Origin of the sequence: Pseudomonas sp. FSL R10-0399 (assembly GCF_009600165.1) — a bacterium.
Taxonomy (GTDB): domain Bacteria; phylum Pseudomonadota; class Gammaproteobacteria; order Pseudomonadales; family Pseudomonadaceae; genus Aquipseudomonas; species Aquipseudomonas helleri.
On sequence record NZ_WIWK01000196.1, the window covers coordinates 1 to 5,273 of the forward strand.

The following is a 5,273-nucleotide window of genomic DNA, read 5'->3' on the forward strand; positions in this document are numbered from 1 at the left end:
GCCCAGCCTTGGCTGGCATCGCTCAACGTGGCATCGGTGGCAGGCTGGCTGCATTGCGGCAGGCGTTTAAGTAACTGGCGAATCGGCATCAACGGCGCCGCTGGCGAGGTGCCCGGCGGTGCGTCAGGGGTTTCAAGGGCGCGCAAGGCGTGTTCGAGAATAGCGGGCATCGGCGTGTGCAAGCCCTGCATTTTCAGCTGCCAGTCATGGCCTGAAGCACTGCATGACAACTCGACCCCGGCCTCGCGGGCATCCTGTTGCAGCGGGCGTAGGCGGTTCTCCAGTGCCAGCAGCAGGCTGTCGGCCGGGGTGGTCGGCAAGCGCCAGCGCAGGTAAACCGCGGCCTCGTGGCCGGTGGCGGACAGCTCTGCGTTAAAGCTCATGGCCGAATGGTCGCGACGGCTGCGCAAGCGGTCTTGGGCAAAGGTGCGCAAGCCCCGGTGAGCGCTGGTCTGGCCACGGATCAATCCCGCATTGGCTGGCTTTTCGGGGGCGCTCAAAAACGGGTTGGGCGGTGGCAACTGCCAGGCGTGGCCAGCGGCCGGTTGCACCGGTGGCAGCATCTGTTGCAGCAGACCTGCGAGCGCTGCTACGGCTTGATCTGACAACCCAGGCACACGTTGCTCGCCATCAGCGCGGGCCAGTTCCAGCGCACTGCTGACCTCCAGCTGACGCTGGCGCAGCCATTGGAATTCGTTGCGCAGGGCGGGATGGTGTTGCTGCGTGCTGAAATAGGCCAGCCAGTCGTAAAACGCGTCGCGGATTGGCGTGGCGTTTTGCGTCATGTTGCCCGCCGCGCTGAAGGCGATGTGCAGCAGCGCCTGGCCCTCAAACTGGTACAGCACCTCTGCTTTCAGGCCGGTGCACAGTTGCTGTTCGCGCAGGTAGGCGATAAGGCCTCCCGGCTTGTCGGCATTGATCCAGCGGCACAAAAAGTCCAGCGCCGTGCGGGAGGCCTCGGGTAGCTGCTCGAAGGCGAACAGCAGGTTTAGATGCTGGTCGTCGAGTTGCTGGTACACGGTTTCGCCGTTTGGCAGCAAGGCTGGTGGGCGGGTTTGCGCCTTCACTGGGCCGGTGACAAAGGGTTCGGTATAGCGCTCGGCCAAGGCTAGCAGTTCGGTTTCGGGCACCGGGCCGACCAGGCTCAGGCTGATGTTGCCGGCGTGATAAAACGTTCGGTAAAAATCGTGCAGGGCGTGCTGAAATGCAGGGCGCTGGATCGGCAGGCTGTAGCGATTACCGGCGTGAAAAGCCCGCAGCGGGTGGGACGGGTTCAGCGGCTGGAGCAATTCGAACTGGCGCCGGGCCGATGGCTCACGGGCCCAGGCGATAAATTCTGCGTGCAGCACTTCACGTTCGCGCAGTTGCTCTGCCGGGTTCATGCGTGGCTGAGCGAGCATGTCGCACAAACGCGCCAGGCCGCCTTCGAACGCGGCCACCGGCAGTTCAAAAAAGAAGTCGGTGTGGCGCTCGCTGGTGCGGGCGTTGACCTGGCCGCCGTGGCGTTGCACGTAGGCCATCAGGTTGTCGGCGGCGGGGTAGCGCTCGGTGCCGAGGAACAACAGGTGTTCGAGAAAGTGCGCCAGCCCGGGCCAGGCGGCTGGCACGTCGTGGCTGCCTGCGTGAACCCGTAAAAACGCCGCACAGCGCTTGAGGCGCGGCGCGTGGCGCAGTGAAAGAGTCAGGCCGTCAGTGAGGGTCAAACGGCGGGCTTGGGAGGGGTTCAGCGCAGACATGGGCATTTCCGGAACAGAGATGCCCACATGCTAGCGGATTACGGGCGATCAGCGCTTGCTCAGCGCGGTGTAAAGTTCGGGGCGGCGATCAGCCAGGTAGAAGTTGCCGGTGCGGGCATCCTCCAATTGTTGGCTTTCGAGGGTGGCGGTAATCAGGGTTTCGTCCTGCTCGGCTACGGCGATTCGCTGGCCGTTGGGGGCGCTAATGCTGCTTTGCCCGCAGTAATGGACGTTGCCTTCGTGCCCGCAATAGTTGGCGTAGGCCACATAGCACTGGTTTTCGAAGGCCCGGCTACGCACGGTAACCTCGGCGATAAAGTGGTACGGCGCCATATTGGCGGTGGGGACGACGATCAACTCGGCCCCGGCGAGGGCCAGACGGCGGGTGTTTTCGGGGAATTCGAGGTCGTAGCAAATCAGCAGGCCGAGTTGCCAGCCATTCAGTTCGAACACCGGAAAGGCGTCCGGGCCAGGGCTGAACATGTCGCGGTCGAGTTGGCCGAACAGATGGGTTTTGCGGTAGTTGCACAGGCTTTTGCCATGGCTGTCGATCACCTGCACGCTGTTGTAGATGTGCCCGTCAAGGTCGCGCTCGGGGTAGCCGTAGGCAATCGCGATGCCGGTGGTTTGCGCCAGTTCGGCAATTTGTAGTGCGGCGTCGCCGTCAGAGGGCTGGGCCAGATCGGCCACTGCTTTGGCGCCAATGTTGTAGCCCGTGAGGAACATTTCGGGCAGGACCAGCAAGTCAATGTCCTGGGCTTGCGAAGCGATGGAAGCCAGGCGCTGGAGGTTGCCTGCCACGTCGAGTGGCAAGGGTTGGCATTGGTAAAGGGCGATGCGCATGGTGGCTCTCCTTATTCACTGTCCCTGTGGGAGCGGGCTTGCTCGCGATGCAGGCGACGCGGACTAGCTCAGTGACCGCGTTGATGCTATCGCGAGCAAGCCCGCTCCCACAGTCGGATTTATGTAGCGGTCAGTCCGGCAAGGCAATCGGGCCGATGTCGTGGAAGACATCGCCTGGCCCCGGGTTGTCGGCGTGGGTGCTGCCGCCGAAGTGGGTCATGATGCCCCAGACCGCGTTCAACGATGTTTGTACCGCGCCTTCAACCCAGGCCGGTGTCCATGAGACATCATCGCCGGCAATAAAAATCCCGCGCTGTTCGCTGGGCAGGTCTTGCTGCATGAAATGCGCGTACATGCGCTGGTTGTATCGGTAGTGACCCGGCAGCGCACCTTTGAAGGCACCGAGGAAATGCGGGTCGGCTTCCCACGACACGGTGATCGGATCACCGATGATGCGGCTGGCGATGTCGACCTTCGGGTAGATCTTTTTCAGCGAGTCGAGGGCCAGCTTGACGCGTTTTTCCACAGGGTGCGGGAGCATTTTCAGCGCATCGCTCATCCATGAGTACGACAGGCAAATCACCCCTGGCTTGTCGTCACCGTTGTCGAACAGGTAGGTGCCACGGGTCAGGCGGTCGGTGAGGGTCATGCTCATCAGGTCGCGGCCGGTGTCAGGGTCTTTGTCTTTCCAGAACGGGCGGTCGACCATGACGAAGGTTTTTGACGACTGCATGTAACGGGTACGGTCCAGCGCCATCCATACTTTTTGTGAGAACAGCGATTCTTCGCAGTCGATTTGCGTGGTCAGCAACCAGCTCTGGCACGTCACCAACACGGCTTCGTGGGTGCGGGTGACGCCGAGGTTGTCGGTGACCGAAAACTGCCCGTCGGCGGCACGGGAAATGGCTTTGACCCCGGTGCGCGGCGCGCCGCGATGCAGCGAACGCAGGCTGGTGCCTTCTGGCCAATGGGCGCAGCGCTGCGGCACATGGCTCCAGATGCCCAGCGGTACTTGCTCGACGCCGCCTACCACGAGGTGCTGGTGGTCGTCGCAGTTGGTCATCACCACGCGGAAAATTTCCAGCATCGAGTTGGGGAAGTCCGAGTCCCAGCCGCCGGTGCCAAACCCGACCTGACCAAACACTTCGCGGTGCTGGAAAGACAACTTGGCGAAGGCTTTGGAGGTGGCGACAAAGTCATAGAAGGTGCGGTCGTCCCACAACGGAACCAGCGTATTCCACAGCTCTTTCAGGCGCGGGACGTCGCGGTCGCGGATGGCTTGTTGAATATCGCCAAAGCGCGAGCCTTCCTCCAGCGCGTCTGCCCAGGCGTCGGCCACTTCCTGGAACAGGGCGGGCAAATCCGCCAGCTTTTGTGCGTAAAAGGTTTGGCCTTCGAGGTCGATGACGGTGCTGCCGGACGCGGGTGTCAGCGGGTTGGGGAACGGTTTGGTTTCCAGGCCCAGCTTGTCGACGTAATGGTAAAACGCGGTGGAAGACACCGGAAAACGCATGCCGCCTAACTCGGCAATCACCCCTTCGCTGCCCTCGAAGGCTTGCGAACGCAGGCGCCCGCCCATCTTCGACGCTTCATAGACCACGGGCTTGAGGCCCAGCTTCATCAGCTCGTAAGCAGCCACCATGCCCGCCATCCCGGCGCCGACAATCGCCACCTCAGCGCCCAGCTTATTGGCCGGAATACTGCCCAGCCCGGCCGGGTGTTCGATCCAGTCATCAAAGGCAAAGGGGAAATCGGGGCCGAAAATAGTGATCGGTTTTTTGCCGTCGGCAGGGTGGCGATTTTTTTTGTTCATGGCTGACCTTACTGGGCGACTCGCGTTACACGTGAGTATAGGAAAAGACAGCCGCCAGTTTAGGGAGCGCGGAACACGGTAATAAGACGCAAAGTGTCGTCGTTATGACATTTGTTTAGTCAATATGACGAATGCGGCTGACAGAGTGATGTGTGGCGCAGGCATAACGCCTTAGCCGCGGTCGACCTTGCTGCTGAGAATGATCGAGGTGGTGGTTTTTTCGACACCGTCGACGCTGCCGATCTGATCGAGCAACTGGTCCAGTTGCTCGGGCGATTCGCTGCGCAGCCAGGCCACGTAATCGAACTCGCCACTCACGGCGCACAACTGTTGCACCTGGGCCATGCTGCTCAGACGCCGCACCACCTCCTTGCCTGAGCGCGGCTGCACGGTAATCCCGACATAGGCTTGCAGCCCGCCATCCACCAGGCGCTGGCTCAAACGCACACCATACCCGGTGATGACCTTGGTTTTCTCCAGCCGCGCCAGACGCGACGTCACCGTGGTGCGCGCAATCCCCAACTGCCGCGCCAGCATCGCCACACTCTCACGCGCATTAAGCTGCAAGGCCGCGATTAATTGGCGATCGATATCATCCAGTGCGGGCGGGTGGGTATCAGGCACAGGAAGGCTCCGGTGTGGGCAGGGTGGGGCAGGTAGGGTAAGGGACAGGCCGGGTCTTCTCAACCGCCAAAAATCTGGCCCGGCAGTGTTGAAATTGATGAACGTTGATCTACGCTTGCCCGAAGATGCGGGGCGTTACATGAATTGTGACAATCTGACTATTATCATAAAAAATAAGAGGTGGCGGTTGCAGGATCTGAGTGCAACACGGTTATTGAATTGAAGCGGGAGCATCATGCCGCATCACCACGGCTTCT

At 61.4% G+C, this 5,273-nt stretch carries 4 protein-coding genes; all 4 read right to left on the bottom strand.

The genetic code is table 11. From position 1 onward, the window contains the following. Nucleotides 1–1,736: pyrroloquinoline quinone biosynthesis protein PqqF (gene pqqF, locus GHO41_RS28400; protein WP_153435274.1), on the bottom strand; the 1,736-nt coding region annotated here is incomplete at its 3' end. Between the two features lie 48 nt (nt 1,737–1,784). After that, on the bottom strand, nt 1,785–2,579 hold the full coding sequence (locus GHO41_RS28405; protein WP_153435275.1) for a carbon-nitrogen hydrolase family protein: 795 nt from the start codon (nt 2,577–2,579) through the stop codon (nt 1,785–1,787). A 130-nt stretch (nt 2,580–2,709) separates the two neighbouring features. After that, entirely contained in the window at nt 2,710–4,392 is a 1,683-nt protein-coding gene (locus GHO41_RS28410) for an NAD(P)/FAD-dependent oxidoreductase (protein WP_153435276.1), read from the bottom strand. Nucleotides 4,393–4,563: 171 nt separating this feature from the next. After that, nucleotides 4,564–5,016, bottom strand: coding sequence for an Lrp/AsnC family transcriptional regulator (locus GHO41_RS28415; RefSeq protein ID WP_281852772.1), 453 nt, complete (start codon nt 5,014–5,016; stop codon nt 4,564–4,566). Nucleotides 5,017–5,273 lie beyond the last annotated feature (257 nt).

Excerpts from the sequence above, each read along its gene's own strand:
- GHO41_RS28405 (WP_153435275.1), bottom strand. The coding sequence starts at position 2,579 with ATGCGCATCGCCCTTTACCAATGCCAACCCTTGCCACTCGACGTGGCA.
- GHO41_RS28410 (WP_153435276.1), bottom strand. The coding sequence starts at position 4,392 with ATGAACAAAAAAAATCGCCACCCTGCCGACGGCAAAAAACCGATCACT.